The organism is Streptomyces sp. NRRL F-5123 (assembly GCF_000721495.1).
Taxonomy (GTDB): Bacteria; Actinomycetota; Actinomycetes; order Streptomycetales; family Streptomycetaceae; genus Actinacidiphila.
The window spans coordinates 1-25,050 of record NZ_JOHY01000066.1 but is presented as its reverse complement, the minus strand read 5'-3'; the positions used below and the strand labels follow the sequence as shown (position 1 = coordinate 25,050).

Sequence of the window (25,050 nt, the reverse complement as noted above, 5' to 3'; positions counted from 1 at the left end):
GCGGGGGCGCGAGGGCGGACGCGAGCGGGGGCAGGGGTGTATGGACGCGGGTAGGCCGGAGCGCGGCGGTCCGGGCGCGCGGGCGCGGGTCCGGGCGGCGGGGTCCGATACGCGCGGGCTCGGCGCAGGTGCGCCAGTGGTCTGGACCTGTGCCAATTCGCGAATGCCTTGGCACGCCGGGGGCGTGAGCCGCACGATGGGCGGGCCCGATCTCTTTGTCATGCACTCGCCCACACCATGACGCCACAGGGAGCCCTCGATGCATCGCCCCAATTCCGCCGAGCCCAGCCGCCGTTCGCTGCTGCGCGGCGGCCTCGGACTCGGCGCCGCCGCCACCGCGGGCCTGGCCGCCGACCTCTGGCCTGCCGCTTCCGCCCGGGCCGCCACGCCCGCCGCGGCCCGCGCCGCCACCGCCGTCGACTACCCGTCAGCCACCTGGGCGCCGGCCAGTACCGCCAACTACACGGCGTCCAACCGGCCCTCCAGCTACCCGATCCAGATGGTGGTCATCCACGTGACCCAGGAGACCTTCGCCGACACCATCTCGCTCTTCCAGGACCCCGCGCACGCGGCCGCCGCCCACTACGTGGTCCGGTCCGCCGACGGGGCGATCGACCAGTGCGTCCGCGAGCACGACATCGCCTGGCACGCGGGCAACTGGGACTACAACACCCGCAGCATCGGCATCGAGCACGAGGGCTGGGTCGACCAGCCGTCGTACTTCACGACCGCGATGTACCACTCCTCGGCGGCGCTGACCGCTGCGATCTGCGACAAGTACGGCATCCCCAAGGACCGCGCCCACATCATCGGCCACGTCCAGGTGCCCGGCACCGACCACACCGACCCGGGCCCCAACTGGGACTGGGTGCGCTACATCCGGCTCGTCAACGGGGTCTGAGCCGGGCCGTACGGCAGCCCGGTCACACGGCAGCCCGGTCACACGGCAGCCGGGCCGTACGGCAGCCGGGCCCCGACCGGCGCGTGCGGGGTGCCGCGTCCGCTACGGAGCGGGCCGGTCGGCGCTGCCGGCGCGGGGGAAGGGCTCGTCGAGGGGGAAGAGGAGGCTGAGCCGCGGCAGCCGCCGGGCCGCCTCCTCCTCGTCGAGGGCGGACCAGCGGCGCCCGGAGGGGTCGGGGCCGTCCGCGGGTACGGGCGGGGTCCCGGCCCCCTGGCCGCCGCCCGGCGTGAAGCTGCAGCAGCCGGTGCCGTACGGGGAGGGCCAGCAGCGGCGGGCGCCGCGGACCGCGGCGTAGAAGGCGTCGCCGAAGTCCTCCGAGGGGCCGGTGGCCAGCTCGTACGCGGCGAGGCCGACCGTGTCGAGGGCGGGCCACGCGGGCCGGTCGGCGGCGGGCCAGGCGGCGCGGGGGCGACCGGACAGCCGCAGCACCTCGGGGGCGTAGGCCAGTACGTCCGGTTCGTTCACCGCGGCCTCGAAGACGGCGCGACCGAGGCCCATCATCCAGTGCTGGAAAGAGCGGAAGGTGTCGTCGGAACACCAGCCGCCGAAGATCCGGTCGGCGGCGGCCCACAGATCCCAGGTGAGGGCCAGGTCGGTCAGCTCGTCGAGCCAGGCCTGGAAGGCCACGATCTCGTCGCCGGTGCGCCCCGCGAGGGTGTCGCGCAGCCAGGCGTCGCGCTTGTCGCTGCCCAATCCGTGCTGCCGGGAGTCCTCCAGGAGGGCCCAGAAGGAGTCGGTGTTCATGAGGACTGACTATGCCAGGGGCTTCTGACGACTCCAATTCGCTTACCAGGGACGGAAGTTGAAGCCGCACGCTGGGCGGGCGGCTGTGGCGGGCGGGCTGCACGGGATTCCGGATCCCGGGCAGCCGCGGGCTCTCCCGCGGCTCGCGCCACCCTGCGGCCCGGCAGCCCGAGCTCCCGCGTCCCGCGGCTCGTCGCCGTCGTCCGGGGCCCGCGCCCTGCGCCCCGCGGCCCGGGACCGTACGGGCGGACCGTCGTCCACAGGGTGTGGACGGACGGGTCGCGTCCGGGTCGGCGGCGACGGGGCCGCCCGTACGGAACCGGGGCGGGACGGAGGGGTCAGGCTCTCCAGAGCCAGGCGAAAACGGCGGCGCACGTGCCCATGGTGACCAGGATGGCGATCAACCGGACCGTCAGTTCCGGGGATTCAATGGCCCGCTGCACCGTTCGCCACAAGCCATTCGTGATCATGGCTCACCTCCCGCTACGGCAGGTGGACCGCGCTGTAGTGGCAGATCACCCGCCTTACTCACAACGGTGATGCCCCACCAGCCCCAGAGCCCACGCCACCCCGGGCGATTCACCCGACTGGCGGCACGCGATCCACCGTTCGGCGGTACACCCCGGCCGCCCCGACCGTGCGCGGGCGCCCCCGGCTTCCGCCGGTACGACCCGCCGGCGCCCCTCCACGCCGCTCTTCCCCGGCCCGCATCCCGTGCCCCCGGGTGGCGTCTGCGCCGATAGGCCCGCCGGCAGCCCCGTCCGCGACCCGCGGCCGACTCGCAACCGACGGGCAACCGGTCGGCGATCGGCCCGCGGCCGACGCATTACCACCTCGTCCCCCGCACCGTAAATCGCCACGGTCAAACATACAAACGAAGCGCATAATGGCGCACGCACGCGCTCGGCGTGCGCCCTGCTCCCTTTCCGCGCACTCATTCATCGGCGGTCGGAAACCTTCACCGCGACCGCCGCTCGCCGCCCCCTTTCGAAAGCAACCGGCGAATTGCTTTCAACCCCCCTCTTCTTTCGCTCGTTCGGGTGACCTGCACACCTTCCCCTGCCCTACCGTGTTCGCGCGTGGGCCGGCGAGGGCGCCCGCGCACACCGAGAGAAAATGGGGACACCGATGCTCCGGCTTTTACCTTCCTTTTCCGCGCCCCCGGCGCAGAGACCGGGTCGCAGACCCCGCCGGTTCGCCATTCGCGCGGGAGTCGCACTTTCGGCGGCGCTGCTGGCGACGGCGGCCGGATCCGCCACTCCGGTCATTGCCCACGGCGGCGGAGGAGGCGGAGGCACCCCGCCCCCGCCCGACGGCCCGCTGGTCAAGACCGTGCAGAACGCCACCAGCCCCGGCCGCATCCCGGCCGCGCACGGCGACACCCTCGACTGGACCGTCACCTACAAGGGCACCCCCACCCCCGGAACGCCCGCGACGATCACCGACCCGATCAGCGCGGGCCAGACGTACGTGCCCGGCTCGCTGCACGTCCCGCCCGGCTGGGCCGCCGCCTGGTCCACCGACGGCAGCACCTTCACCGGCACCGACCAGGGCGCCGCGACCACCGCGGTGCGCGGCACCAGCCCCGCGGGCACCGGCGGCGGCACCGCCGTGAGCGGCGACCTGCTGCCGCCCGTGCAGGCGGCGGTCCGCGCCACCGGCGGCGACGGCTTCACGCCGATCCTCTTCCACGCGCCCTCCGGCGACGTCGAGGCCTGGAACATCTACCACCACACCGGCCCCGCCAACCCGCTCGTGGTCTGCAACGACCTCTCCACCGGCCAGCCCTGCGCCGGCGGCCCCTGGCCGCGCCCGCTCAACACCACCGCGGGCCCGCTCGGCAGCGGCAGTACGGGCGACGTCTACACGACCCTCACCCCGCAGTACGTGCAGGACCCGGGCCGCCCCGGAGTCGTCTACTACCCGGCGGTCGCGGCGCACACGGTCGGCGCCGGCTGCCTCGACCTCGGCACCCGTGCCAACTGCGGCTATGTCGCACTGGAGTCGTCCACCGGATCGCCCAGCTCCGCCAACGGCCTGGCCGGCCTCGTCACGACCGGAGACGGCAAGGCGTACGGCGTGGCCAGTACCGGCGAGGTGCTGTGCCTCGACATGGCGTCCCGGAGCCCGTGCACCGGGCAGCCGTTCGCCGCGATCGTGCCGCCCAACCACAACGCACCCGGCGCCACTTACTCGCTCTACCAGGGCGGGACGACCGTCGCCGACGGCCGCCTCTACGCCTCCTCCTCGCCGCAGAACGGCAGCACGCCCACCTCGCTCGGCTGCTACGACCCGGCGGCCGGAACGGTGTGCGCGGGCTGGACCACCCCGCACCCCGCGGTGGCCGACCCGAACGCGTACACGTACAACGCCTTCGTCTCCTACGACACCGCGGGCACGCCCAACGGCGTCTGCACCACGGCCTCTTCGGGCAGCTCACCGACCACCGGCTGCTTCGCGCTCGACGGCGGCCCGCTCGCCGCCCCCGCCACCGGACTCGGCCAGCTGTCGGGCGGAGCACTGGTCTTCAACCCCGAGGTCGTCAACACAGTCGGGGACAACCGCAGTTACTTCCCCGAGTGGGGCGGGACACTGCCCGGCAACACCACCTGCTACAGCTGGACGCACGCCGCGCCCTGCGCCGGCTTCCCGGCCGCGGCCGGCCACCCGGCCGTCAACGGCGGTACCACCCGCGACTACGGCTACGCGTACGACGCCACCACCCGCTGCCTGTACGGGCTCGGCGACGCGGGCATCCTCTTCTCGATGGACCCGGCCACCGCGGGCTCGCCGTGCCTGCACACGGGCGCGTCCGTCACGCTCACCCCCGCCGACTTCTACTGCGACGGGTCGAGCCACGCCGCCGCGTACACGCAGGCCCGGCTCACCGGGCTCGACCTCGCCCACACCGACCCGGCGGCCACCACCGTCGCCGTGACCGACCCGGACGGCACCGTCGTCGCGACCCCGGCGCTCGGCACCGACGGCACGATCGACCTCTCCGGGATCTCCGCCGCGCAGCACCCCTCCCTCACCGTCACCGTGCAGTTCAGCCTCACCGACACCAGCGACTTCGCGGGCAGCGCGCGGCCGTCGCTCACGGTCGGATTCCAGGGCGACGCGCCGCAGATCTGCCTGCGGACGGTCGTCGGCGCGGACTGCGCCACCGCACAGGTCCAGGACACCGCCAACGGCACGGACGCAAGCGGGGTGTTGACCTCCAACACCGTGACCGTGCCGGTCGCGCCGGGTGCGGCGTGCCAGCCGCACGTCACCGTCGTCAAGGAGATCTGCGGCTCGGTCTCGTCCTACGACTGCAAGCCGGGCGGGCCCGGGCCCTGGGTCAAGTCCAGCCCTGTCGGGCTGCTCCAGCTGCTCGGCACGGCGCACTGGCGCATCACCGTCAGCAACGCCGGGCCCGTCGCGGCGGCGGACGTGAGCGTCAACGACCCGGTCGCGCCGCAGTGTTCGCAGGCCGCGGGCAGCTTCACGCTCGCCGCGGGGGCCGGCAAGCAGGTCTACTGCGACTCCTTCCTGCTCGCGCTGCCGGTCAAGAACACGGCGTGGGCGAGCTTCGTCCCCGCCAACTCGCCGCACGGCACGCCGTACACGACCACCGAGCCGTCGTCGGCGGTCGCGTGCTCACTGCTGTGCATCCTCGTGCCGCCCGACAAGCACTGAGGGCTGCGCCCGGCTCCTGACGGCCGGGTACGCGCGCGGGCCCGTCTCCCCCGCTCCCCCGGCTCCCCCCGGGGACGGCGGGAGGCGGGTCCGCGCCGCGCCGCCGCGGGCAGGTACGCTCTTGACCCTCACGGCGGCTCCGCTGCGTACCCCGGCCTCGTCCCGTACGCTGCCCGCGAGCCCGTGGGCCACGGCAGCCCGGCCCGGCTGCCGGCCGGACGCCGACCAGTACGGCACAGGGCATCGAGGGGTACGACGGGTGTCCCCTCTCCACAAGGGCGCGGCGCGAGGGGCGGATCACGTGGCAGACCAGCACGACGGCACCGGCATACCCGGCGAGCAGCCCCCCGCCCCGGAGGCGGCCCCGGCTCCCGCTCCGGCCGCGAAGAAGTCCCCGGCGGGGCCGGGCGCGTCAGGGGCCGCCGCCAAGAAGGCGCCCGCCGCGCGGAAGGCTTCCCCGGCGAAGAGCCCGCAGCCGCCCGCGGCCAAGAAGGTGCCCGCGGCGCGGAAGGCGGCGCCGCGCAAGTCCCCGCAGCCGCCCGCCGCGCAGGAGGCCCAGCCGCTGCCGCCCGCGGCGCCGAAGCAGGCGCCCGCAGGCGGGGCGGGTACGGCGGGTACGGCGGGTTCCGAGCCTGCCACGCCTGCCACGCCTGCCACGCCGCAGTCCGGGGCGGCGCCCGCGCGCAAAACGGCGGCGACGCGCAAGGCCGCGGCAACCGCCGCCGGTACGACTGCCGATGCGCAGGCCACGCCCGCCCGCAAGTCGGGGGCCACGCGCAAGGCCGCCGCCGGTACGGGACGGGCGGCGCGGGCCGCCGAGCCGCAGCCCGAAGCCGCGCCCGCCGGCAGGACCGCCACCACGCAGGACGCCCAACCGCAGCCCGGGGCCGCGGCTGCGGCCGCGCCCAAGGCCGCGCCCAAGGCCGCATCCGGCGACGGTACGGGCTCCGGTGCGCGGGGCGCCGAGCCGCAGCCGCCCGCCGTGCCGGCTGACGGTGCCGCGCTGGACGCCCCGACGATGCAGATCGCCGTCGGGCCGCGGAAGTCCGCCGCCGCCAAGGCGCCGCAGCCGTCCGCTGCCGACGTGGCGGCGAAGGGCGGGGCCCAGCCCGCGGCGAAGAAGGCACCCGCGCGGAAGAGCACGGCGCCGAAGGGTGCCCAGGCGCAGTCCGCGGCAGCTCAGCCGCCAGCGCAGGCCGCCGCCTCCGACGCGGAAGCGTCCCCGCAGGACGCCGCGCCCGCCGCTCCGGCCCAGCCGCAGAAGGCCGCGCCGGCGAAGACCGCGAAGTCAGCGAAGTCCGCAAAGAAGGCGCCCGCGCGCAAAACCGCTGCGGCGGCCGGTACGGCGGCGGGCAGGACCGCCGCGCAGAAGTCCGCGCCTGCGCGCAAGTCGGCGGCGAAGAAGTCCGCCCCGGCAGCCGCACCCGCAGCGGCGAACGCCGAGGCCCAGCCCGCGGCCGAGTCCTCCGCCCGGCCCGCGGAAGCCACCGCCCAGCAGCCCGCGTCCGAGCCCCCCGCGCAGGAACAGGCCCAGGCTCAGGCCCAGTCAGTGGCAGAAGCCCCGGCTCCCGGCGCCGAGGCCCCCGACGCCCGGGCCGCGAACGTCCCCGTACCCGGCTACCTCCAGCGGCAGGGCTTCGGCAGCGTCGAAGCGGACGGCGGCGCCGAAGGATCCGGGGAGAGCGGCGAGGCGAAGGAACCGCGGTTCGGGCGGCGCGCGCGGGTGCTGCTCATCGCGGCCGCGGCGGTCGTCGTGGCCGGCGCGATCGCGCTCACCGCCGTGGTGAGCAGCAGTGGCAGCGACGACCCGGCGGCCGGCTCGGCCCCCGCGACGACCGCGGCCCCGACCTCGGCGAGTGCCTCCGCCTCCGCGGCGCCCACCACGGCGTCGCCGACCGCCAGTCCGACGTCGAGCCCCACCGCGACGCCCACCACCACGAGCCCGGCGCCGCGCGCGACCAAGGCGCCGGCCAAGCCCAGGACCACCCGTACGCCGGCGGCCCCGCCGAAGCAGGGCGGCCCGCGGGTCGCGAGCGTACGGGTCGAAGGCCTGACGTGCACCCTCGGCCAGGGTGGCGGCTCCAGCCACGCCGCCGCGAAGATCGTCGTCACCTACGACGGCACCGCGTCCGGCACCCTCAAGCTCACGTGGTGGCGCAGCGATTCGGGCCGCCAGCGGGGCTCGTCCCCGACGGTCGCGACGCAGACGACGAAGTTCCCCGCGGGGGTGAGCAGTTACACCTTCACCGGCAACTACAGCTTCAAGCCGGACTCCCGGCACCCGTACGTCGGCGTGACCGTCGCGACCGACCCCACGGCCCAGAGCGGCAACGGCGCCACGCAGTTCGCGGTCTGCCACGCGTAACGGCGCCTGGCGAGCGGGCCGTTACGTACGACGACGGCCCGCTCCCCCGCCGCACCCACCGCCCGCGCGGCACCCCGCCCACGCCCCGGCGCCCGTACGCGCCACCGCACCACCCCTCGGCAGCCCGCCCCGGGCCGATCCCCTCCGGCCAACCGCCCGATGGACGCACCCGCCACCGAACGACCCGTGCGCGCCGCCGCAACCGGCCCCCCCGCGGCAGCGCACCCGGCGGCGGCCCGCCCACGGCCCGGCACCCGCACACCACGGCCCGCCACCCCCGAGGCACCGCACGAACCCGCGACGCACCCACCGCCCCCACGACAGCGGAAGCCCACCCGGCGCCCCCCGCCCCCGACCGCCCGGCGGGCGCGCGCCGCGGTGAACTCCGCGCCCCCGCAGGGGATCCGCTCAGTGGGGCACCTGGCCCGCCACGTAGTCGCCGCCCGGCTGGCGGATGATCACGTTCAACCGGTTGAAAGCGTTGATCAGGGCGATCTGGCCGACCAGCGCGGTCAGTTGCTCCTCGTCGAAGTGCTTCGCCGCGGCCTCCCACACCTCGTCCGGGACGCCCGCCGAGTCGGCGAGGCGGGTGCCGTATTCCGTGAGTTCGAGGGCGGCGCGTTCGGGCTCGGTGAAGACGGTGGTCTCGCGCCAGGCCGCGACGAGGCTGAGGCGTACCGTCGTCTCGCCCGCCGCCGCGGCCTCCTTGACGTGCATGTCGAGGCAGCCGCCGCAGCCGTTGAGCTGGCTGGCGCGGATGTTCACCAGTTCGCGCAGCTCCGCGGGCAGTTCCGTGCCGCGCAGTACGCGGTCGCTCGCCACCATGTGCTTCACGAGCTTCTGACCCGTTTCCGTGGCGAGTGCGTTGATCCGGGGTCCCATGGGGGGCCTCCCTCTCGTCGTCGATGCGTGAAGTGCTGCCTTCACTCGTCCGACGATGAGCCGCCCGGAGACGTAACACGCCTCAGCCGGAGACGGGTCCGGAGGCCGCGACCTCCACGTGCCACGCCGCCCGCAGCAGCCCGCGGGTACGGGGCGACGTCCCCGGCGCGCGCTCGCGCAGCCGCCGTACGCAGTCGGCCGGCTCTTCCCGCCGCCCGGGCGGGAGCGGGCCGCCCGCCGCGAGGCAGGCGTGACGTACGGCTTCAGCTCGGCGCCCGCCGGGTCGTCCCCGGCGAGGCCGGTCCAGCCCCGGCCCGGGATGTGGGCGAGGGCGTGCGGGGCGCCCTCGCGCGGGGCCGCCGCCCACCGCAGGCCCATCGCCTCGTACGGGTTGCGCGCGGCCGGGTGCGGGCTGCGGGCGCCGCCCCTCTTGGCGAGGCGGCGCTCCGCGTCGTACGAGCGCGGCTCGGCGTGCCACGCGGCGCGGCTCGCCTCCAGCACCTCCCGCGCACGCAGCAGCGCGGTGTCGTCGCGGTCGTCGCGGTCGGTGCGGCCGGTGCGGCCGGTGCGGGGCGGGCCGCGGAAGGACTCGAAGGGGCGGGAAGCCCACCCGCGCGAGCCCAGGCCCCACCCGACAGCCCCCACCGGCCCGGACGGGTCGGGAACGCCCTCAGCCCAGCTCCGTGCTGCCCGCCTCCGCCCGGCGGCGGAAAGGTGTCCGCGGGCCCCCGGAGCCGGCCGACGGCGGCGGGGAGTGCCGCGCCGGGGCGTCGCGGATCGTGAGGGTGAAGAGCACGGACACGAAGGCCATCACCGTCAGCACGAGGTAGACCGTGTGGTAGGCCGAGGCCGGGGCGACGTGCTCGGTCGAGGGCGTGTTGGCGATGAGGAGCGTGGCGACCAGGGCCGGGGCCAGGGCCATGGACAGCTGGGCGATGACGCTGCCGAGCGTCGACGCCTGCCCCATGTCCTCCTTGCCGATCGTCGCGAAGGAGGCGACGGTGAGCGGCATGAAGACCGCGCCCATGCCCAGGCCCAGCAGGAACATGTAGATCCGGAAGGACCACGGCCCGGTGTCGGCCCCGACCGTCACCGTCATCACGGCCAGCACGGTGGCGACGCACGCGAGCCCGCTCGCGATGATCAGCCGCGGCCCGAACCGGTCGAAGACGCGCGAGGCCAGCTGCACGGTCAGCAGCACGCCGAAGGCCTCGGTGAAGGTCGCGCTGCCGGACTCCAGGGCCGTCGCGCCGCGCGCCTCCTGGAGGAAGAGCGGCGCCGCGTACATCGCGCCCATGAAGGGGATGATGCCGATGAGGCCGAGGACCTTCGTGTCGCGGAAGAGCGCGTCCTTGAAGAGGCGCAGCCGCAGCGCGGGCGCGGGCTTGCGCAGTTCGACGACGACGGTCGCCACGAGCAGCGCCGCGCCGAGCGCGAGGCTGCCGGCGATGAGCGGGCTGCCCCAGCCGTGCGCGGCGCCTTCGGAGACCCCGTACATCACCAGCGACAGCGCGCCCGCGGAGAGCAGCAGGCCGGGCACGTCGAGGCGGCCGGGGTCGCCGTGCCGGGGGTTGTCGAGGAAGAGCAGGCCGAAGAGGAGGGCGGCGATGCCGAAGGGGAGGTTGACGTAGAAGACCCAGCGCCAGGAGATGCTGTCGACGAGGACGCCGCCGAGCATGGGCGCGACCGCCGGGGCCATCTGCTGCGGGATGATCATGACGCGGGAGGCGCGGACGCGCTCGGCGGGGCTGAACGTGCGGAAGAGCATCGCGGCCGCGACCGGGGTGAGCAGGCCGCCCGAGAGGCCCTGGAGCCCGCGGAAGACGACGAGCTGGCCGAGGCTGTCGGCCATCCCGCACAGCGCGCTCGCGAGCGTGAACAGGCTCATCGCCGTCAGCAGCACCGGCTTGCCGCCGAAGCGGTCGCCGAGCCAGCCGGAGACGGGGATGGTGATGCCGACGCACACCGGGTAGACCACGGCCACGCTGTCCGCCCCGGCCGCCGTCACACCGAACTGGCGGGCGATCGAGGGCAGCGCGACGGTCGTGATCGCCCCGTCCATCACCACGAGGAAGAACGTGGCGACGAACATGGTGGGTACGACCAGGCGCTGGTTGAGGCGTCGGCCGGGCATGGTCCTCCTCCCCCGGGGGCCCGGGGTGTGCGTGGCGGGTGGGTGGTCCGTCGGCGGGTGGCGGCGGGTGCTGCGGGAAATCGGCGGGGTCAGCGGAACGGCGAGGTGAACCGTAATCGCTTACGGGTGTACGTACGTGTGCGGGCATACGCGGGCGCACGGACGGATCGAGCCGCGCGCCCGATATGCTGAGTCTACTCACTATGAGTCGGCACACAACACGTGAACGCGCCATCGGCACGGGGGCGCGGAAGGAGCGAGACGCGACCCAGTGGTGGACATCCGGAGCAGCGACGTACTGGTCGACGACCTCTTCAGGACGACGGTGCGGCTGCGCACGTACGTCGACGCGCAACTGCATTGCCACGGCCTGTCCGTGTCCCGGCTGCGCCTGCTCAGAGCCCTGTCCACCACGGACGAGCCGCTGCGCATGCGCGACCTCGGCGACGCGCTCGGCGTCGCCGCCCGCACCGTGACGTCGCTGGTCGACGCCCTGGAGCGGGAGGGCCTGGTCGAGCGCCGCCGGCACCCCACCGACCGCCGCGCCTATCTGCTGAAGCTCACCGACCTGGGGCGTACGACGCACGCGCGGGCCGAGGACATCGACCGCGCCGCGCTCGCGACGGCCACCGCGAGCCTGGGCGGCGAGCAGCGCACGCTGCTGCTGGAGCTGCTCGCGAAGCTGCGCGAGTCCGTGCCGGACGCGCCACCGGCACCGGCCGACTGATCACAGGGGGCGGGACGTGGGCGGCGGGCCGTTCGAGGTGCGGACCGGCGTCCAGGCCGCGCACTCCGCGAGCCGCGCGGCGACCCAGGGGTCGGCGGCCAACTCGGGCGGCAGCCGGGTCTCTGCGTCGAGATGGGCGCCGGCGAGCTGCTCGGCGGTGAGCCCGGACGCGTCGCGCAGGTCGGCGCGGGAGAGGTCGGCGTCCCCCAGGTCCGCGTCCACCAGGATCGCCTCCCGCAGATCGGCGCCCGACAGGGGTACGCCCGCGAGCCGGGCACCGGCCAGGTTCGCCCGGCGCAGGTCGGCACCGTTCAGGATCGAGCGGTGGAATTCCACCCCGCGCAGGTCGGCCCGCCGCAGGTCAGCCGCCGTCAGGAACGCCGGCGAGAGCCGCGGCGGCGCGGCGAACTCGAACGCGCGCAGGCTCAGCCCCACGAGCACGGCCCCCCGCAGGTCGACCCGGCGGACCTCCGGGCGCCGGGGGCGGCGCGCCAGCACGTCCACCGCGGCCTGCACGTCCTGCGGGGGCTGCGTCCCCCACTCCGGCATCGGCCGCCCGGCGTTGCGCACCGCGGGCAGCACGGCCGGCGGGCCCGGCTCGGCGCCGGTGCGGTTGCGTACGTACGCGGCGAGCACGCCCACCACCGCGTCGTGGTCCTGCTCCGACTCGGCGAGCACGTGCTCCAGGCTGTAGATGCCGCCGAGCCGCACCTCGGTGTGCGGGGACGCGAGCTGCTCGACGGAGGCCCGGAAGCGCTCGGTCACCTGCCCGCGCCGGGTCAGGACGTACGTGCGCGCGGTGTACGCGAGGCTCACGAAGACGGTGGCGCCCGCGAAGGCCGCGAGCACGGTCTGCCGTACGGCGTTGACCGCGTCGGCCTGGTCCTTGCCGTGCAGGGCGCGCACGCTGCCCCCGGCGACCAGCCACGACAGCGGCCCGAGGATCAGCAGCACCCCGCCGGTGACCCCGGCGGCCCCGACCAGCCCCAGCACCCACCACCGCCCCCACCGCCCGCGCATCCGCCCGCCCTCCCCTGACCACGTGGACCGAACGTACTCCGGCGGGCGGGACCCCTCCCGGCCCGCGCCCGCATCCGGACCCGGCACCGGCACCGGCACCGGCACCGGGCTCACCCGCCAGGGCCGCCCGCCGAGCCACGGCAGACCCCGGCACCGGACCGGCGACCGGGAGCGCTACCGGCCCGGGTCGGGGGCCACCGCCGGGCCGCGCCCGTACCCGTCGCCGAGCCCGCACCCGAACCCACCGCCGAACCCACCGCCCGTACCCGTCGCCGAGCCCGCACCCGAACCCACCGCCGGGCCATCACCCGAACCCGTCGCCGAGCCCACCGCCGGGCCAGCGCCCGTACCCACCGCCGGGCCCACCCCCTCACCCCCCGCCGCGGGCGCCGCCCGGCCCCTCACCGCGACCGGCGCCCCATCATCGGCTCGCCCGGCTCGGGGCGGGACAGCACCTCGGCCAGCGGTGCACCCTCCCGCGCCGCGACGGCCTTCCGCACCCGCACCTGCGCCCTCGTCCGCGGCCGGTACTCCGGCTCCTTGCCGCACCCGCAGCCGGACAGCCCCTCGTACCGCAGCCCCGCGCGCAGCACCACCGCGACCACCGACCAGCCCCGCACGTCCCGGCGGCGCGGGACGGCGAAGTCGTGCCCGGCGCACAGCATCTCCCGCCCGCAGCGCGGGCAGTTCGCGCCGCCGTGGCGCTTGAAGCTCACCCGGCAGGCGAGGCAGACGTAGTGCAGCTTGTAGTGGGCGACGGCGTAGAAGCACATGCCCGCAAGGGTATTGAGGCCCCGCCCGCGCGGGCTACGGCTTTCGCGGCCGCGGCACGGCCACCGACACGCCTGCGGCTGACGGGAGTTCGCGGCCCAGTCGGCCGAGCGGGGAGAGAGCCAGCAGGACCGGGGAGAGCAGCATGGCGGCGGCCGTGACCAGCAGGCCGGTGCGCAGCCCGAGCGCGTCCGCGAGGAATCCGCCGAGCAGGGAGCCGAGCGGGGCCGTCCCCATGCCGGTGAAGCCGATCGTCGCGGCGGCCCGGCCCTGCATCGCGTCCGGGGTGACGGCCTGCCGGACCGCCATGAGGGCGACGTTCACCAACTGCCCGCCGCCCCCGAACAGCAGGCCGACCGCGACGAGCGCGGGGACGGTCACCCGAGGGGGGCCGTGCAGAGCGGGCACGCACAGGAAGGCCCCGTCGCCGAGGGCCGCCGCGCACACGACGACCGTGCCGTAGCCGAAGCGGCGCGGCAGCCGGGCCGCCAGCAGCGAGCCGAGCAGCGCCCCCGGCCCGGTCGCGGCGAGCGCGAGGCCGACGACGGCGCCTGACAGGTGCAACTCCCGTGGCAGGAAGAGCAGGTAGACGGTCGTCATGGCCGCGAAGGAGAGCTGGAAGGCGGCCGACGCCATGCAGACGGCCCGCAGCAGCGGCTCGCCCGCGACGAACCGCAGGCCCTCGCCGATCTGCTGCCGGGCCCGCGGGCGGTCGGCCGCGCGCGGCGGGAGCGCCTCGGCTCGCCTGATCCGCCGGATCGACAGGAAGGACAGCGCGAACAGCAGCCCGCCGGAAGCGGCGGCGACCGGCGCGGACAGCGCGGACACCAGCGCGCCGCCGAGTGCGGGGCCGCCGGTCTGCGCCGCCGAACGGCTGCCCTCCAGTGCGCTGTTGCCGCGTACCAGCAGATCGCGTTCCACCAGCCGGACGAGCGAGGTCTGGTAGGCCACGTCGAAGAAGACGGACAGTGCCCCGACGGCGAAGGCGAGTCCGAACAGGGCGGGCAGGCCGAGCCCGCCCAGGATTCCGGCGAGGGGCGCGGCGCCCAGCAGCAGGGCGCGGCCCGCGTCCGCGAGCACCATCGTCGTACGGGTCCGCCACCGGTCCACCCACGCGCCGGCGAGGAGCGCGAGCAGCAGCGCCGGGGTCTGCCCCACCGCGCGCAGGACGCCCAGCTCGCCGGGTCCCGCGTCGAGCGTCAGGACGGCAAGGAGCGGCAGGACGACGAGAGTTGCGTGCTCGCCGAGCTGGGAGGCCGTCTGGCCCGCCCACAGCCGGCGGAAGTCGGCGTCCCGCAGCAGGCCCGGGGCCGGACGGCGGGCGGAATCGGGTACGGCGGGGGTGGCGGGGTACGGCACGGCGGTCCCTCAGGTGCGGCGGACGAGGCCCGCCGCCGGGCGCGCGGACGGCGCACCGGCGGTGCGGGAAAAGAGGAAAGGGGCTCGCTGTGCCGCGCCGACTACCAGGGGCAGCACGCGATGACGGGCCGGTCACGGCCTATGGCGTCAACGCGCGCTCGTTCTACCGACCACGTCCTCGCTCCTCGCCGGGTTCGTCGTTCCGCCGCGACCCTAGCCCGGGGGCGGGGTGGCGCGGAACCGGATTTCCCCGCGGGCCCGCTCAGCCGGCGGCGATGGCGATACGGGGGTGGGCCGAGGGCTTGATCCAGCTCATGACGCGGTCCATCGTCGCGCGGGGGACGGACACGCAACCGGCCGTCGCCCCCGCGCCGTTGACGTGCAGGAAGATGCCCGCTCCGCGGCCGGGGACCGCGGGCCAACGGTTGTAGTCGATCACGAGCGCCTCGGCGTACTGCGTCGGGTGGTCGATCAGGTGCTCGCTGCCGCGGTCGCCCGCCTCCGTGAGGGGGAAGTCCGCCCCCTGGGCGCTGTGCAGGGAGTTGTAGTACGCGGACTGCGGGTCCTCGACCCACCAGTCGTCCGCGCCGACCCGGTGGTAGGGCATCGCGGTGCCGCTCGCGGCGACGCCGAAGCCCTCGGTGAGGGTGTACGTCCCGGACGGGGTCGTGGACGAATTCTGCTTGCGGGTCGTCCCGTTGACGACCCCGGCCGAGCCGACCCGGCCCGCGGTGGTGCTGAACTCCGCCTTCCAGCCCGCCGGTCCCTTGTCCCACGCCGTCACGGTGGCGTACGAGCCGCTCGCTTCGACGGTGATCACCTGGGTGGCGTTGCCGACCGTGACGGGGACGGGGAAGTGCGGTGCCGTGTCGCCGCCGGAGCCGCCGCTCCCGGTCCCGGTCCCGGTCCCGCTCCCGCTCGCGGAGGAGCTTCCGGACCGCTTGCCGGACGAGGCGGGCGACGTGGTGGCCGCGGGCGCCTTCGTGCGCGGGCCCGGCGACCCGGAGGCCGTACGGGACGGGGTCGCGGAGGCGGTGGCCGAGTCGGACGGCGTGGCCGGCGCGGAGGCGGATGCGGATGCGGATGCGGAGGGCGACGCGGGCACGGACGTCGACGCCCGCGCCTCAGGCGCGTCCCGGTCCGCCGCGGCCCGCGCGGTGGGCGCCCCCGTACCCGCCGCGTCGCTGCTCGCGGCCCCGCAGCCGACGGCCAGCAGCAGCGCGCCCGCGGCGCCGGCGGCGGCGAGCAGCGCGCGGGAGCGCGGCGGAAGCGAGAGGGCGGGAACGGCCACGGGTGATCCTTCGGGCGGCGAAGCGGACGGACTGGTCTACGGCCAAGGGGAGGACGTGCCCGAGAACACGTTGGCGCCTACACATACTAAGGCCGGGCATCCGGTTCCGGACATGCCCGGCAGGTCACCCCTTCGGCGGAGAAGGCGCCCGAGGTGCGGGGGAGGCTCAGCAGGAGAGGTTGCTGCCCGCGGGCACGCCCAGCAGGGACGTGAAGGAGAGGTAGGCGTTGACGCGGCTCTGCACCTGCGCCGGGTTGCCGCCGTTGCACTCGATGCTGCCGTTGATGCTGCGGATGGTCTCACCGAAGCCGGCACCGTTGACCATCGCGTTGTGCGGGGTCATCGTGCCGGGGCCGGACTGCGTGTTCCAGTACCAGAGCCCGGTCTTCCAGGCGACGGCCGAGTCGTTCTGCACGAGGTTCGGGTTGTCCAGCAGATCGATGCCCAACGCGTCGCCCGCGGCCTTGTAGTTGAAGTTCCAGCTGAGCTGGATGGGGCCGCGGCCGTAGTACGCCGACTGCCCGGCGGGGCAGCCGTACGGCTGGCTGGTGTCGCAGTAGTGCGGGTAGTTGGCGGTGTTCTGCTCCACGATGTAGACGAGGCCGCCCGTCTCGTGGCTGACGTTGGCGAGGAAGGCCGCGGCCTCCTGCTTCTTCACCGTGTCGCTGCCGGTGTTGGCGAAGCCGGGGTACGCGCCGAGCGCCGCGGTCAGGCCGCTGTAGGTGTAGAAGGAGTTCCGGTTCGGGAACATCTGGTTGAACTGCGCCTCGCTGACAACGAATCCGCTGGAGGGCGGGGTCGTGCCGCCGCTGCTGCCACCCGTGCTGCCGGAGCCGGTGCAGGTGTACGGGCTCCAGTACCAGGTGCTGATCGTCGGGTCGTAGCCCGGGTTGTCGTGGGTCGCGATGTAGTAGAGGCCGTTGGTGTATTGCACGATGTTGCCGGTGACGTACGCCCGGCCCGCGGCCCACGCCGGGTAACTGCACCCGGTGCCGGTCCCGCCGGTCGTGCCGCCGCTGCTGCCACTGCAGGAGCCCTGGTCGGCCCAGACGTCGGCGGCGCCGGGCGTCTCGCCCTGCGTCCACCACTTGGCCTGCCAGTTGTGGCTGCTGTACGAGGCGGTCATGCCGCCGGTGTAGACCGAGGACGAATTCCAGGCGGTCGCGCAGGTGGCCGCCGACGCGGTGGACGCCATCGGCACCAGGACGACGAGCCCGACGACGGCCGCGAGTGCGGCAAGGAACGCGATGAGACGCTGTCTCGACACGTGACCACTCCTCAGGGGGGTTCGGTGGGGTCGAGACGGACCTTCCCGCATTGGTCTGAACCTGTCAAGGTCTGGACCAATCACGGAACAACACCGCTGCCACCCCCGGCGGTTGAGCCAGTGGTGGCAGCGGTGGATTGGGGGCCGGGCGACCGGCGGATCAGACGGCGGGGCGACCGCTCGCGGTCGTGGCGGGCAGCTCCTGGTGGACGTCCCAGTGCTCGGCGATCAGCCCGCCCTCGACCCGGAAGATGTCGACGACGGCCTGCGCGTCGGCGCCGGGCGCCGGGGTGAACAGGCTGTGCACGACGACCAGTTCGCCTTCCGCGACGGTGCGCCGTATGTCGAACCGCAGCTCCGGCAGCTGGCCGCGCAGGGTGTCGACCAACCCGGTGAGGGCGGCCAGACCGTCGGGGAGCGCGGGGTTGTGCTGCGCGAGGTCGGCGGCGACGTAGCGGGCGGCGGCGTCCGTACGCCCCTCGTTCCAGACGGTCTCCATGAAGTCCCGCACGAGGGCGGTGTTCTGCTCGGCGAGGGTGGCGGTGGTGGTCGCGGTGGTGGTGGTCATGGCGAGGCTCCTCAGGTGGTTCGGGTCGGCGTATTCGGAGGCCGGTGTTCTCGACGGCCGGCGTTCGGTGGTCAGCGGCTGGGTAGGGGGGCGGTCGGCGCCTTGCTCGCCGAGGCGGCCGCGGGCCCGGTCTCCCGTACGGCGTGGTGCCGTCCGGAGGCGCGGTGCGCGGCGGCCGCGAGGGCCAGCGGGACGAGCCCGGCGGCCGGCAGCCACGAGGCGCCGAGGGCGGGGAGCAGGCCGCTGCCGAGCAGGCTGCCCATACTCATCCCGAGGTAGAGGGACGAGGCGTTGAGCGCGAGCCCCAGCGCCCGCTGCTCGGGCACGAGGGCCACGAGGCGGGCCTGCTGCGGGGCCTGGAAGAGCTGGCTGAAAACGGCCCAGACGACGATGGCGGCGACGGCCGCCGCGAGGTCGGCGGGGGCGAGCTGGAGGGCGGCGAAGGCGACGCCGAAGCCGGTCAGCGACACGGTGATGGTGGCGGGGCCGCCGAGCCGTTCGAAGACCCGGCCGGCGAGCGCGTTGCCCACGACACCGGCGATGCCGAAGACCAGCAGCAGCGCGGCGACCTGCCCGGTGCCGGAGCCGAAGCGGTCGGCGAGGTAGGCGCCCATGACGCCGTACACGGTGAACTGCGCGGCCATGAAGGCGAAGGTGGTGGTGACCGCGGGCACGACCCCGGCCGTCCGCAGCACCGGCCGGAAGGCGGCGAGGGTCGCCGGGGTGCCGCGCTCCAGGGCGGGCACGAAGGCGGCGACGAGGCCTAGGGCGAGCAGCGTCAGCCCGGCAATGCCGACGGTGGTCCAGCGCCACCCGACGCTCTCCCCCAGGCTGGTGCTGAGCGGTACTCCGAGGACGGCCGCGGCCGTCATCCCTGCGAAGACGGTGGCCAGCGCGCGGGCCCGGCGCTCGGCGGGCACCAGCAGCGAGCCGGCGACCGACGCGGCCGGCCCGAAGGCGGCCCCGCCGAGCGCCGTGAGCACCCGGGCGGCGGACAGCGCCCCGTAGTTCGGGGCCAGCGCGGCGGCGACCCCGCCGGCCGCCATCACCGCGAGCCCGGACAGCAGCACGCTCTTGCGCCCGAGGCGCCCCAGCAGCACGGGGGCGAGCGGCGCGGTGAGCGCGAAGGTCAGCGCGAACACGGTCACGAGCAGGCCCACCTGGGACTGGCTGACGTGCAGGTCGGCGCCGATCGGGTCGCCGAGGCCGACGACGGCCAGCGACGACGTACCGAAGGAGAAGTAACCGAGGGCCAGGGCCCACAGGGCCGGTCCGGGGCGACGAGAGATCATCGGACCCTCACTTTCAATACGGTGCGGTGCGGTTCGTAATGAGATTCAAATACGGTCCGGTCCGTATGTCAAGTGGGGTACGGTGGAACCCACGAGGAGGACCGCACGAGGACCGCACGAGGAGGACCACATGAGCGGACGCCCCAGAGACCCCGGCGTCGACGACGCGATCCTGCGCGCGACCATGGCGCTGGTCGAGGAGAAGGGCTACCGGGCGGCCAGCATCGAGGGCATCGCGGCCCGCGCGGGCGTCTCGAAGCAGACCGTCTACCGGCGCTACCGCAGCAAGGGCGAGGTGATCCTCGACTCCCTCGCCGCCTACGCGGCGGGCAACCTACCCGCCCCCGACACCGGCTCCCCGCGCGGCGACCTCGCCGCCCTGCTCACCGCGACCTTCGCGGCCCAGCAGGGCATCAGCGGCGTCCTCAACCGCGCGCTCGTCGCCGAGTCGATCGGCGACGAGGCCTTCGCCCGTACGGTGTGGGAGCGGCTCATCCTGCCCCGCCGTGAACTGGTCCGCACGCTGCTCGCCCGCGCGCGCGAGCCCCGCGAACTCGGCGCAGCCGAGGCGGACTTCCTCGTCGACCTGGTCTACGGTCCGATGTGGTACCGGCTGCTCTTCGACCCCGCGTCCCTGACCGCGGGCTACGCGGAGCGGCTCGCGGAGACGGTCACGGGGCTGGCCGCCGGGGGGAGTTGAGCGTGTCCGCCTCGGGGTCGGGGACGGGAGCACCGCCGGGGGCCCGTGCCTGGAGCAGCACGTCGATCTTGTGCAGGATGTCGAGGACGAGCGCGTAGGCCGTGCCCGGCCGGTCGTCCACGATGTCCTGGGCGCGGAGCAGTTCGAGCGCGAGCACGTTGTACTGCAGCCTGGCGGTCGCGGAGTCGGCGCCGTGCAGCACAGCCTCGTGCGCTTCGCCGTTCAGCAGGAACTCGGCCTCGCTGATCAGCGAACGGGCAGCGTCCTTGAGTTCAGCGCCGCTCGGGTCCGTCCGAGGGGCGCTCACGGTACGGCGCCTCTCGCCGAATCCGGACCGCTCCTCCCTCCGCAGCGCCTCCGTCCCCCGCGCCTCCGTCCCCCGCACCGCCGCCGCCATCAGCGCCCCGGCTCCATCGAGCCGCCGGGCGTCGCCGGATGTGCGCGCCAGCTCGTACTCCGCCGACGCGAGACTCCGCAGCACCGAGAGCGCGCGGGGGTGGTGGCCGCCCAGCACCGCCGACATCCGCTGGGCCGCCACCGCGAGGACGTCCACCGCCCGCTCCATGCGCGCCCGCTCGCCCGCCGCCTCGGCCGACGAGAACTCGGCGGAGGCGAGGGCGGCCAGGGCCGACAGGGACGCGGGGTGATCGTCTCCGACCATCGCCGCCAGGCGCCGTACGCACCCGGCCAGTTCGTCGACCAGCCGGTCGGCGTGGGCGTGCAGGCCCTCCCGGCGGGCGACTTCGGCGGAGACCGCGGCCTCCAGGACCGCCACGTCCAGCCCTGCCGCGTCGCCGCTCTCCGGTGGGGCCGCGAACCGGCGTGCCTCGACCGCGAGTTCGGCCGCTCCCACGGTGTCGCCCCGGCGCAGCGTCAGCGCGGCGAGGTTGGCCAGGGCGGCGGCCCGGTCCGGGGTGGCCTCCACCGAGGCGGCGGTGACCCAGGTGGCGTCGTCGTACCGGCCGTGCGCGGCGAGCGCGGCGCCGAGCCGGTCCAGCGCGGGAGCAAGCGTGACCAGCAGGCCGGTTTGCTCCCGCAGGCACGCGACCACGTGGTCCAGCAGGAAGCCGGAGGTGTCGGACAGCCCGAGCCCGTCGAGCAGCGCGACCAGCTCCGAGAGCTGCGGGCCCACGGCCCGGTGGAGGAGTAACTCCCCTTCCTCGCAGAGCCTTTCGACAGCCGCCCGCGCATCGCGCCCCCTGCGGCGGGACCCCGTCCTGTCCGGGTCCCGCACGGCCCTTCGGGCGCTGTTGAGCGCTTTCTGCCATGTGTCGGTCACGCGGCGCCCCCGCCCACGTCCCGGCCGCCCTGCCCGTCGAAGACACGCTTCAGCGCGAGATAGCGCAGCTCGGAGACGTCCGCGGGGTCCAGGACGGCCTGCTCGGCCATCTGCTGGAAGAGGCCGAGCAGGGTGTCGACGCGGTGAGCCGGGCTCGGGGGCGGCGGTACGGCCTCCGCTCCCTCGGCCGCCGCCGGGCGCAGGACGCCGACCAGGTGCCCGACGTCGAAGTGGTCGAAGCGCCGCATCACTTCGCGGATGGTCGCGGCGAAGAGCACGTTGGCGCTGCGGCTGGGGTCGACGCGGTCCGGCGCCTGCTCCAGCAGGATGCCGACGACCGCCGGGGCCTGCCCCTCCTCCACGTTCTCGACGGGCCCGCCCGAGTAGCCCGAGTAGTCGCCGAGTTGCTGGTCGGCGGTCAACTGCAGGGCCTCGATGTGCCCGCCGCCCTCGCAGAGGTACGCGATGGCCCCGTCGGCGACCCATCCGGTCAACTCCACGTCGTTCGGGGCAGGACGGTAGGGCCCGCGCCACCGCTCACCGCCCCGCGCGACCCCGGCGACGGGTACGGGCTGCGCGACGCCGTACCCCGCGGAGATCTCGACGAGCGCGAGGTCCGCCTCCTTGTCCTGGCGGGACACCCGTCCCGGCACGCGGGTGCCGTCCGCCAGGGCCACATCCAACTCGGCCTCGTAGTCGGCCATCCCGCGCAGGCAGTGCAGTGCGGTGACGACGAACCGCCGGGTCAGCAGGAAGCCCGCCCCGAGCCGCCGCTGCCCCTGGGACAGCTCGACCCAGTAGTCCGCACCGGCGCCCGGATCGGCAGTCACGTCCGGTCCGGCGAGGAGTGCGGCGCGGGCTCCGGCGCGGGCTCCGGCGAGGAGTGCGGCGCGGGCTCCGGCGTCCGGCCCGAGGACCGCTCCACGGTGAGGGTCACCTCGAAGGACGCCTCCGCGGAGGCTTTGGAGAGGATGACCCCGGCCTCGGCGGCGAGCGTCAGGCCGAAGGTGACCTCCATGGACGTCACCTGCCACCCGTCCCGCTCCGGCACCTGCGCCAGCGACTGCTGCGCGATCGCCGAGGCCTGCACGATGGCCTCCTCCACCTCGGCCGCCCGGTCCTCCAGCACAGCGGACGTCCGCGTCCGCGCCGCGATCTGCCGCCCGCCGGCGGCGTCCAGCGCCACCGTCTCGACCCTGACCTGGCCCATGCGCCTGCCCCGTCCCCTCTGCCGCGCCCGCCGACTTCCCTGACGCGCGGGCGAGTCGGGCTCCCATGCTCCCAGCCCGCCCGCCTCCCCGGGGCCGGTCCGCGGACTTCAGTCCGGCTGCCCGGCGGCCTCCGGTGTGAGGTCGAGGCACCAGTCGTTGCTGCGCATCATCGTGCCGCTGCCCCGCGGGTACTCGAAGTCGCAGGGGCCGAGGAGGCGGAAGCCGAGGCGGCGGCACAGGGCGTTCGAGGGGGCGTTGTCGACGGAGGGGAAGGCGTGCAGGTGGCGGGGGGTGCGAGGGGTGCGAGGGGCGCCGCGCAGGAGGGCGACGAGGGCGGCGCCGGCCGCCGCGGCGACACCGCGGCCCTGGTAGGGGGGCAGGACGTTCCAGCCGGTCTCGTAGATCTCCTCGCCCCGCCAGTCGCGCCGGAAGTAGGCGATGCTGCCGACCATCTCCTCCCCGGCCGCCCATTCCTCCCCGGCCGTGCCGGGACCCGCGAGCAGCACCGCGTACATGCGGCCGCTGCCGGTCGCCGGCATGTCCAGGTAGCGGCGGTGCCGGGCGAGGAGGGCGTCCTCCGACTCCGGGCCGCCGACATGGCGGCGCATCTCGGGGGTGTTGATGCGGCGGAGGAGGGCGAGCGCGGGCTCCGACCACGGGGCGAGACGGACGTCCATGCGCCGCAGTCTGGCAGACACCCGCGCACGGCCGCGATTGCAATTTCTTTCAGCAACTCACAGCAACTTTTTTTGTCCGACCGATTGACGTGTCCACCGCCCCGGCAGGAAGCTCCGTGCGCGGAGCCCGACGGACCGGGTTCCCGTCTCGTACGGCGGCCTGGCGCGTGGCCGCCTTCACAGGGCACCGGTGCGTCCACCGGCGCCCCTCGACTGAAGGAGCCGCCCATGAGATCCAGGGTCCTCAACGGCGCCGTCGCCGCGGTGGTCGCCGCCGCGGGGCTGGTCGCCGCCGCCTCGCAGCAGCAGGCGAGCGCGACGCCGCCGGGCAGCAAGGACGTCACCGCCACGCTGTTCCAGTGGAATTGGAACTCGGTCGCCAAGGCCTGCACCGACCAGCTCGGCCCGGCCGGTTACGGCTACGTCGAGGTCTCGCCGGCCACCGAGAACATCCAGGGCGGGCAGTGGTGGACCGCGTACCAGCCGGTCAGCTACAAGCTGCAGAACCGCCTCGGCAGTGAGTCGGACTTCAAGAACATGGTCGCCGCCTGCCACAGCGCGGGCGTGAAGGTCGTCGCCGACGCGGTGATCAACCACATGTCCTCGGGATCGGGGACGGGCACGGGCGGCACGGCGTACAGCAAGTACAACTACCCCGGCTACTACCAGGACCAGGACTTCCACAGCTGCCGGACGAACATCTCCAACTACGCCGACCGCTCCAACGTCCAGAACTGCGAACTCGTCGGCCTGGCCGACCTCGACACCGGCAGCGACTACGTCCGCTCCACCATCGCCGCGTACATGAACCACCTCATCGCGCTGGGGGTGGACGGCTTCCGCGTCGACGCCGCCAAGCACATCGCTGCGAGCGACCTGGCCGCGATCAAGTCCAAGCTGACCAACCCGGGCATCTACTGGGCGCAGGAGGTGATTTACGGGTCCGGCGAGGCCGTCCAGCCGACCGAGTACACCGGCACCGGCGACGTCGACGAATTCCAGGGCGCCTTCGACCTCAAGCGGATCTTCGGCAGCGAGAAACTGTCCTCCCTCAGCCAGTGGGGCGCGTCATGGGGCGCGGGCTATCTCTCCAGCGACAAGGCCCGCACCTTCGTCGACAACTGGGACACCGAGCGCAACGGCTCCACCCTCAACTACAAGAGCAACGCCACTTATACGCTCGCCAACGTCTTCGTGCTGGCGTGGCCCTACGGTTCGCCGAACGTCTACTCCGGCTACGAGTTCTCCGACAACGACGCCGGCCCGCCCAACAACGGCCAGGTCAACTCCTGCTACAGCGACGGCTGGAAGTGCCAGCACGCCTGGCCGCAGATCTCGAACATGGTCGGCTTCCGCAACGCCGTCTCCGGCACGGCCGTCACCAACTGGTGGGACAACGGCAACAACGCGATCGCCTTCGGCCGCGGCAGCAAGGGCTTCGTCGCGATCAACCACGAGAGCGGGTCGCTGACCCAGACCTTCACCACGTCGCTGCCCGCGGGCACGTACTGCGACGTCCAGCACAGCGGCGCCCCGTACACCGTCGGCTCCGACGGGAAGTTCACGGCGACGATCGGGTCCAACGACGCGGTGGCCCTCTACGCCGGATCGTGCTCCGCCACCGGAAGCACGAGCGGGACCACGACCGGCGGCTCCACCACGGGCGGTTCCACCACCGGCGGTTCCACCACGGGCGGTTCCACCACCGGCGGGACGAACCCCACCGCCGGGGCGTCCTTCGCGGTGAACGCCACCACCGCGTGGGGGCAGAACATCTACGTCGTCGGCGACGTCCCCGCGCTCGGCGGCTGGAACACCGCCGGCGCGCTGCCGATGTCCTCCGCCGCCTACCCCGTCTGGAAGCTCGACGTGAGCCTGCCGGCGGGAACGTCCTTCCAGTACAAGTACATCCGCAAGGACAGCAGCGGCAACGTGACGTGGGAGTCCGGCGGCAACCGCACGGCGACCGTTCCCGCGTCCGGCAACGTCTCGCTCAACGACACCTGGCGCGCCTGACGTTCCGCGCTCCCCCGTAGGGCTTGAGGGGGGACGGGTGCGGCCGCCCGGTCCGGTTGTCCGGGTCGGGCGGCCGTGTTCCGTGCTGGTGGTGCTGGTGTTTAG

At 74.6% G+C, this 25,050-nt stretch carries 20 protein-coding genes; 6 read left to right on the top strand and 14 right to left on the bottom strand.

Annotated features, from left to right (window positions below; translation table 11 throughout):
• The first annotated feature begins 259 nt into the window (after positions 1–259).
• Entirely contained in the window at positions 260–901 is a 642-nt protein-coding gene (locus tag IH54_RS0133665; RefSeq protein ID WP_031524341.1) for an N-acetylmuramoyl-L-alanine amidase, read from the top strand.
• Between the two features lie 102 nt (positions 902–1,003).
• On the opposite strand, the gene IH54_RS0133660 is transcribed toward IH54_RS0133665, so the two are convergent.
• Positions 1,004–1,705: a DUF4240 domain-containing protein gene (locus IH54_RS0133660; protein ID WP_052398160.1), complete on the bottom strand. Its 702-nt coding sequence runs from the start codon at positions 1,703–1,705 to the stop codon at positions 1,004–1,006.
• Positions 1,706–3,037: 1,332 nt separating this feature from the next.
• On the opposite strand from IH54_RS0133660, the gene IH54_RS0133650 reads away from it, so the two are divergent.
• The gene (locus IH54_RS0133650; RefSeq protein ID WP_234344157.1) at positions 3,038–5,386 is read left to right on the top strand and encodes a DUF7617 domain-containing protein; all 2,349 of its coding nucleotides are present in this window, start codon (positions 3,038–3,040) and stop codon (positions 5,384–5,386) included.
• A 301-nt stretch (positions 5,387–5,687) separates the two neighbouring features.
• Positions 5,688–7,751 carry a hypothetical protein gene (locus IH54_RS42125; RefSeq protein ID WP_052398159.1) on the top strand — a complete coding sequence of 688 codons (2,064 nt, stop codon included), beginning with the start codon at positions 5,688–5,690 and terminating at the stop codon, positions 7,749–7,751.
• A gap of 408 nt (positions 7,752–8,159) precedes the next feature.
• On the opposite strand, the gene IH54_RS0133640 is transcribed toward IH54_RS42125, so the two are convergent.
• Together IH54_RS0133640 and IH54_RS0133635 are read right to left on the bottom strand one after the other, a co-directional pair.
• The gene (locus IH54_RS0133640) at positions 8,160–8,633 is read right to left on the bottom strand and encodes a carboxymuconolactone decarboxylase family protein (RefSeq protein WP_031524331.1); all 474 of its coding nucleotides are present in this window, start codon (positions 8,631–8,633) and stop codon (positions 8,160–8,162) included.
• Between the two features lie 670 nt (positions 8,634–9,303).
• On the bottom strand, positions 9,304–10,767 hold the full coding sequence (locus IH54_RS0133635) for a DHA2 family efflux MFS transporter permease subunit (protein ID WP_052398158.1): 1,464 nt from the start codon (positions 10,765–10,767) through the stop codon (positions 9,304–9,306).
• Between the two features lie 271 nt (positions 10,768–11,038).
• Here IH54_RS0133635 and IH54_RS0133630 point away from each other — a divergent pair, with 271 nt between their 5' ends.
• On the top strand, positions 11,039–11,494 hold the full coding sequence (locus IH54_RS0133630; protein ID WP_031524326.1) for a MarR family winged helix-turn-helix transcriptional regulator: 456 nt from the start codon (positions 11,039–11,041) through the stop codon (positions 11,492–11,494).
• Here the strand turns inward: IH54_RS0133630 and IH54_RS42120 are convergent, their stop codons facing one another.
• The 7 genes from IH54_RS42120 to IH54_RS0133595 form a co-directional block, all read right to left on the bottom strand.
• Positions 11,495–12,514 carry a pentapeptide repeat-containing protein gene (locus IH54_RS42120; RefSeq protein WP_052398157.1) on the bottom strand — a complete coding sequence of 340 codons (1,020 nt, stop codon included), beginning with the start codon at positions 12,512–12,514 and terminating at the stop codon, positions 11,495–11,497. It abuts the gene before it with no gap.
• 401 nt (positions 12,515–12,915) lie between these two features.
• Positions 12,916–13,287, bottom strand: a complete 372-nt coding sequence (locus IH54_RS0133620; protein ID WP_078862732.1) for a hypothetical protein — start codon at positions 13,285–13,287, stop codon at positions 12,916–12,918.
• Between the two features lie 34 nt (positions 13,288–13,321).
• Positions 13,322–14,644: an MFS transporter gene (locus IH54_RS0133615; RefSeq protein ID WP_043183056.1), complete on the bottom strand. Its 1,323-nt coding sequence runs from the start codon at positions 14,642–14,644 to the stop codon at positions 13,322–13,324.
• 262 nt (positions 14,645–14,906) lie between these two features.
• Complete coding sequence (locus IH54_RS0133610) at positions 14,907–15,935, bottom strand: L,D-transpeptidase family protein (RefSeq protein WP_324607842.1); 1,029 nt, start codon at positions 15,933–15,935, stop codon at positions 14,907–14,909.
• Between the two features lie 166 nt (positions 15,936–16,101).
• Positions 16,102–17,202, bottom strand: coding sequence for a glycoside hydrolase family 19 protein (locus IH54_RS0133605; protein ID WP_031524315.1), 1,101 nt, complete (start codon positions 17,200–17,202; stop codon positions 16,102–16,104).
• Positions 17,203–17,362: 160 nt separating this feature from the next.
• Complete coding sequence (locus tag IH54_RS0133600) at positions 17,363–17,770, bottom strand: nuclear transport factor 2 family protein (protein ID WP_052398156.1); 408 nt, start codon at positions 17,768–17,770, stop codon at positions 17,363–17,365.
• Between the two features lie 71 nt (positions 17,771–17,841).
• The gene (locus IH54_RS0133595) at positions 17,842–19,062 is read right to left on the bottom strand and encodes an MFS transporter (protein WP_031524310.1); all 1,221 of its coding nucleotides are present in this window, start codon (positions 19,060–19,062) and stop codon (positions 17,842–17,844) included.
• 130 nt (positions 19,063–19,192) lie between these two features.
• Here IH54_RS0133595 and IH54_RS0133590 point away from each other — a divergent pair, with 130 nt between their 5' ends.
• The gene (locus tag IH54_RS0133590; protein WP_043183054.1) at positions 19,193–19,762 is read left to right on the top strand and encodes a TetR/AcrR family transcriptional regulator; all 570 of its coding nucleotides are present in this window, start codon (positions 19,193–19,195) and stop codon (positions 19,760–19,762) included.
• Here the strand turns inward: IH54_RS0133590 and IH54_RS0133585 are convergent.
• The 4 genes from IH54_RS0133585 to IH54_RS0133565 form a co-directional block, all read right to left on the bottom strand.
• On the bottom strand, positions 19,734–20,894 hold the full coding sequence (locus IH54_RS0133585; RefSeq protein WP_031524305.1) for a hypothetical protein: 1,161 nt from the start codon (positions 20,892–20,894) through the stop codon (positions 19,734–19,736). The two genes, IH54_RS0133590 and IH54_RS0133585, sit on opposite strands and share 29 nt — an antisense overlap.
• Before the next feature lie 143 nt (positions 20,895–21,037).
• A complete protein-coding gene (locus tag IH54_RS0133575; protein WP_052398155.1) occupies positions 21,038–21,871 on the bottom strand; it encodes a S1 family peptidase in 834 nt (277 codons plus the stop codon).
• Complete coding sequence (locus IH54_RS0133570) at positions 21,868–22,251, bottom strand: CU044_2847 family protein (RefSeq protein ID WP_234344156.1); 384 nt, start codon at positions 22,249–22,251, stop codon at positions 21,868–21,870. Before IH54_RS0133570 ends, IH54_RS0133575 begins: the two co-directional genes overlap by 4 nt.
• Before the next feature lie 108 nt (positions 22,252–22,359).
• Positions 22,360–22,929, bottom strand: a complete 570-nt coding sequence (locus tag IH54_RS0133565; protein WP_031524298.1) for a GNAT family N-acetyltransferase — start codon at positions 22,927–22,929, stop codon at positions 22,360–22,362.
• A 228-nt stretch (positions 22,930–23,157) separates the two neighbouring features.
• Between IH54_RS0133565 and IH54_RS0133560 the strand changes: the two genes are divergently transcribed.
• The gene (locus IH54_RS0133560) at positions 23,158–24,945 is read left to right on the top strand and encodes a carbohydrate-binding module family 20 domain-containing protein (RefSeq protein ID WP_031524296.1); all 1,788 of its coding nucleotides are present in this window, start codon (positions 23,158–23,160) and stop codon (positions 24,943–24,945) included.
• Positions 24,946–25,050: the final 105 nt, after the last annotated feature.

Bases quoted from the DNA above. Each gene is read 5' to 3' on its own strand.
- IH54_RS0133665 (WP_031524341.1), top strand. From the start codon at position 260: ATGCATCGCCCCAATTCCGCCGAGCCCAGCCGCCGTTCGCTGCTGCGC.
- IH54_RS0133660 (WP_052398160.1), bottom strand. From the start codon at position 1,705: ATGAACACCGACTCCTTCTGGGCCCTCCTGGAGGACTCCCGGCAGCAC.
- IH54_RS0133640 (WP_031524331.1), bottom strand. From the start codon at position 8,633: ATGGGACCCCGGATCAACGCACTCGCCACGGAAACGGGTCAGAAGCTC.
- IH54_RS0133635 (WP_052398158.1), bottom strand. From the start codon at position 10,767: ATGCCCGGCCGACGCCTCAACCAGCGCCTGGTCGTACCCACCATGTTC.
- IH54_RS42120 (WP_052398157.1), bottom strand. From the start codon at position 12,514: ATGCGCGGGCGGTGGGGGCGGTGGTGGGTGCTGGGGCTGGTCGGGGCC.
- IH54_RS0133620 (WP_078862732.1), bottom strand. From the start codon at position 13,287: ATGTGCTTCTACGCCGTCGCCCACTACAAGCTGCACTACGTCTGCCTC.
- IH54_RS0133600 (WP_052398156.1), bottom strand. From the start codon at position 17,770: ATGACCACCACCACCGCGACCACCACCGCCACCCTCGCCGAGCAGAAC.
- IH54_RS0133595 (WP_031524310.1), bottom strand. From the start codon at position 19,062: ATGATCTCTCGTCGCCCCGGACCGGCCCTGTGGGCCCTGGCCCTCGGT.
- IH54_RS0133590 (WP_043183054.1), top strand. From the start codon at position 19,193: ATGAGCGGACGCCCCAGAGACCCCGGCGTCGACGACGCGATCCTGCGC.
- IH54_RS0133570 (WP_234344156.1), bottom strand. From the start codon at position 22,251: ATGGGCCAGGTCAGGGTCGAGACGGTGGCGCTGGACGCCGCCGGCGGG.
- IH54_RS0133565 (WP_031524298.1), bottom strand. From the start codon at position 22,929: ATGGACGTCCGTCTCGCCCCGTGGTCGGAGCCCGCGCTCGCCCTCCTC.
- IH54_RS0133560 (WP_031524296.1), top strand. From the start codon at position 23,158: ATGAGATCCAGGGTCCTCAACGGCGCCGTCGCCGCGGTGGTCGCCGCC.